This window comes from Corallococcus carmarthensis (assembly GCF_003611695.1).
Taxonomy (GTDB): domain Bacteria; phylum Myxococcota; class Myxococcia; order Myxococcales; family Myxococcaceae; genus Corallococcus; species Corallococcus carmarthensis.
In genome coordinates this window covers 1-2722 of the sequence record NZ_RAWE01000421.1, presented here as the reverse complement: position 1 = coordinate 2722, position 2722 = coordinate 1, and the positions used below count along the sequence as shown (strand labels likewise).

The window sequence follows — 2722 nt, the reverse complement described above, 5'->3', positions numbered from 1 at the left end:
GGCGGAGGCGGCGGCGAGGGCACCTGGCCCAGGGCCTCCACCACGTCGTCCAGCCGCGCCACCACCGTCGGATAGGAGAGGCCCAGGGCCTGCTCCACGTCCTTGATCTTCCCCCGGCAGCCCATGAACACGCGCACGAACGCGAGCTGCTCCGGCGACAGCTGCTGCACCCAGCCCGTCGTGAAGCGCCCCTCCACCGCGGACGCGCACCCGTCGCAGCGCACCCGTTCGATGACGGTGCCGCCTCCACAGACGGGGCAGCGGGTAGGCACGGGCCAGGTGGGCTTGGAAGTCGTCATGGAGTTCAGAAAATCAATTTCTGGTTTGAGAATATTGATTTCTACGGGCTTGGCAAGGGCAGGAGTTCATTTCCAGGAAAGACGGCCACTTCCGAGCCGGTGGCGACGAAGGCGGAGTGGGGCGTGCCCCGGAGGCACTCGGAGAAGGCGGGGCCGTAGAAGCCGGCGACGTCGCAGTCGAAGGCGGTCTCCTGGGCGCGCCAGACGGTCCAGCGCGGGTGCTCCACGCGGTACTCGGCGCAGCCGCCGTCGCGCTGGGCGGTGTAGCCCCAGTAGTGCTCGGTGATGAACTCCTCCTGGGAGCCGGGCGTGCTCTCCGCTGGCGTGCCGAGCGTCCGGGCCGACAGCTGGTGCCAGCGGCCGTGGGACTTCCAGGCGTACTCGACGTGGCCGGGCGCGCCGGTGTCCGCGCCTTCCATGGTGACGGCGTGGCGCATGGGGCACGCGACGTAGGGCTCGTTGTAGAGGACGCGCGCCACCGTGGCGATGGCGAGCCGGGGCACGATTTCACGCACGAACACCACGCCGCGCCGCCAGCCCTCGGGGCCCAGGCGGCGCACGTAGAAGCGCAGGTTCACCTCATCGAAGTCCCGGTGGAACGGCACCGCCAGCCCGCGCACGCGCGTGTCGAGGAAGCGGAAGCCGACCATGCTCGCGAACGTGCGGCCCTGCCACGCGTCCAGCTCCGTGCCACGGGGGACGAGGGGCCGCAGCACCGCCGGATCCACCTCGTAGTTGAGCATCAGCAGGTACCGCCACGTCGCTGTCAGGAAGGGGCGCATGCGCGAGGTCTAGCGCGCACGCGACGCCCGGGCCCAGGGCCACCCCCTCGCGCGGCTTCTGTCGCGCAGAAGCGCGGGCGGTCTTCAGGGGCCGGCGGGCTGGGGCCGCGGCTTCCTGGAGGTGAGTCCGCGCTCCAGCCGCTCGCGCCACTTCAACACGGGCCGCTCCACGCCATGGTGCAGCGCGAGCGAGGCGAGCAGCACCGCCGCGGCACCGCCCAGCACCGTGACGACGTGGAACGCGTCCATGCCGTGGGGCTCCAGCGCGTCGCGCACCCCGTGCTGCACGGCCTTGTGTGTGAGGTAGACGGTGAAGCTCAGGACCGCGAAGGCCTTCACGCCCGGGATGCGGGCGCAGACGCGCGATGCCGTGGGGCCCGCCAGCGCCATCAGCAGGGCCGCGAAGCCCAGCGAGGCCAGGGGGAACGACAGCAGGACATAGGGCATGTAGCGGTAGTGCTCCTCGTTGATGAAGAGCACTCCGCCCAGGCACGCCAGCCCCACGACGGCCAGCCCCCGTGCACGGGCGCCGCGCGTCCAGCGCTCCCAGGCCGCGGGCCGGAAGACGCGCAGGGCCGCGAGCAGCACGCCGCACGTCAGCCCGTCGAGCCGCGCGTACGTCGGGTAGTAGAGCAGCATGTCGTAGTCGCGCCACCCCGGGTCGGCCGGTCCCAGCGCGGAGAAGTGGCGCAGCCACAGCCCACCGCGCAGGAGCATGCCTCCGAGCATCACGGCCGCCGCGAGCGCGATGAGGGACGGCGCGCGAAGGCGTCCGCGCAGCGCGAGCACGGTGAGCGGCAGCACCAGGTAGAAGTGCTCCTCCACGCACAGCGACCACGCGTGGGAGAAGCCGTTGCGGCGCAGGCCGAAGTTCTGCGTGAAGGTGAGGAAGCGCCACGCGGGTGTCACCACGGGCATCTCACTCCAGGCTGGCACCAGCAGGTACAGGCCCAGCACGACGAGGAAGGACGGGAGGATGCGCAGCGCGCGCCGCAGGTAGAAGCGCCGCAGTGACGGCGTCTCACCGCGCGACACCGGCTCCAGGAGCTGCGAGCCGATGAGGAAGCCGCTGAGCACGAAGAACAGCTCCACGCCCGTCCAGCCGAAGTTGGCGAAGGCCTGATAGGCCGCGTGACCTTCGGGTCGCGGGTAGTGGAAGACGACGACGATGAGGATGGCCAGGCACCGGAGCAGGTCCAGGCCGGCGAGGTGACGCGGTTCGGTGGCGTTCAGCGGAGTCGGCTCTCAGCGGGGGGATGCGCCCGATGCTAGCAGGGCGCTTCCGTGCCGCCAGGGACACGCCGCCCGGGGGCCACAGGCCCTCGGACCTGGCTTCCTTCCCCAGGGATGAGAAGGCGAGAACCCGGCGGAGCCGCCCCGCCGGCGGCGCACCGGATGAACTGGTCCGACTGTCGGACCCGTTCGGAGAGGGCCGCCGGAACTCCTGGAGGCGGGTCCGACAGTCGGACCGGTTTGGAGAACCGCCCCCGGAACTCCCAGCAACCTGTCCGACAGGAGGGTTGCGCGAAATAAGGAGTCCTGGGGGGAGGGTAGAGAGGAGATGAAGCCGGAAGAAGGACGCCCCTGCCCGCCAGCGAAGCCGCCGAGGCGGCGCATTCCGAAGGACCCAACGCCTCGCTT

3 protein-coding genes are annotated in these 2722 nt (G+C 70.9%); all 3 read right to left on the bottom strand.

Features of this window, described 5'->3' with window-relative positions:
• The coding region (locus D7X32_RS44010) for a DUF2089 domain-containing protein (RefSeq protein ID WP_147450523.1) at positions 1 to 299 on the bottom strand (299 nt) is incomplete at its 3' end.
• A gap of 41 nt (positions 300 to 340) precedes the next feature.
• A complete protein-coding gene (locus D7X32_RS44005) occupies positions 341 to 1081 on the bottom strand; it encodes a YqjF family protein (protein ID WP_120608429.1) in 741 nt (246 codons plus the stop codon).
• 84 nt (positions 1082 to 1165) lie between these two features.
• Positions 1166 to 2275 carry an acyltransferase family protein gene (locus D7X32_RS44000; RefSeq protein WP_208752761.1) on the bottom strand — a complete coding sequence of 370 codons (1110 nt, stop codon included), beginning with the start codon at positions 2273 to 2275 and terminating at the stop codon, positions 1166 to 1168.
• Positions 2276 to 2722 lie beyond the last annotated feature (447 nt).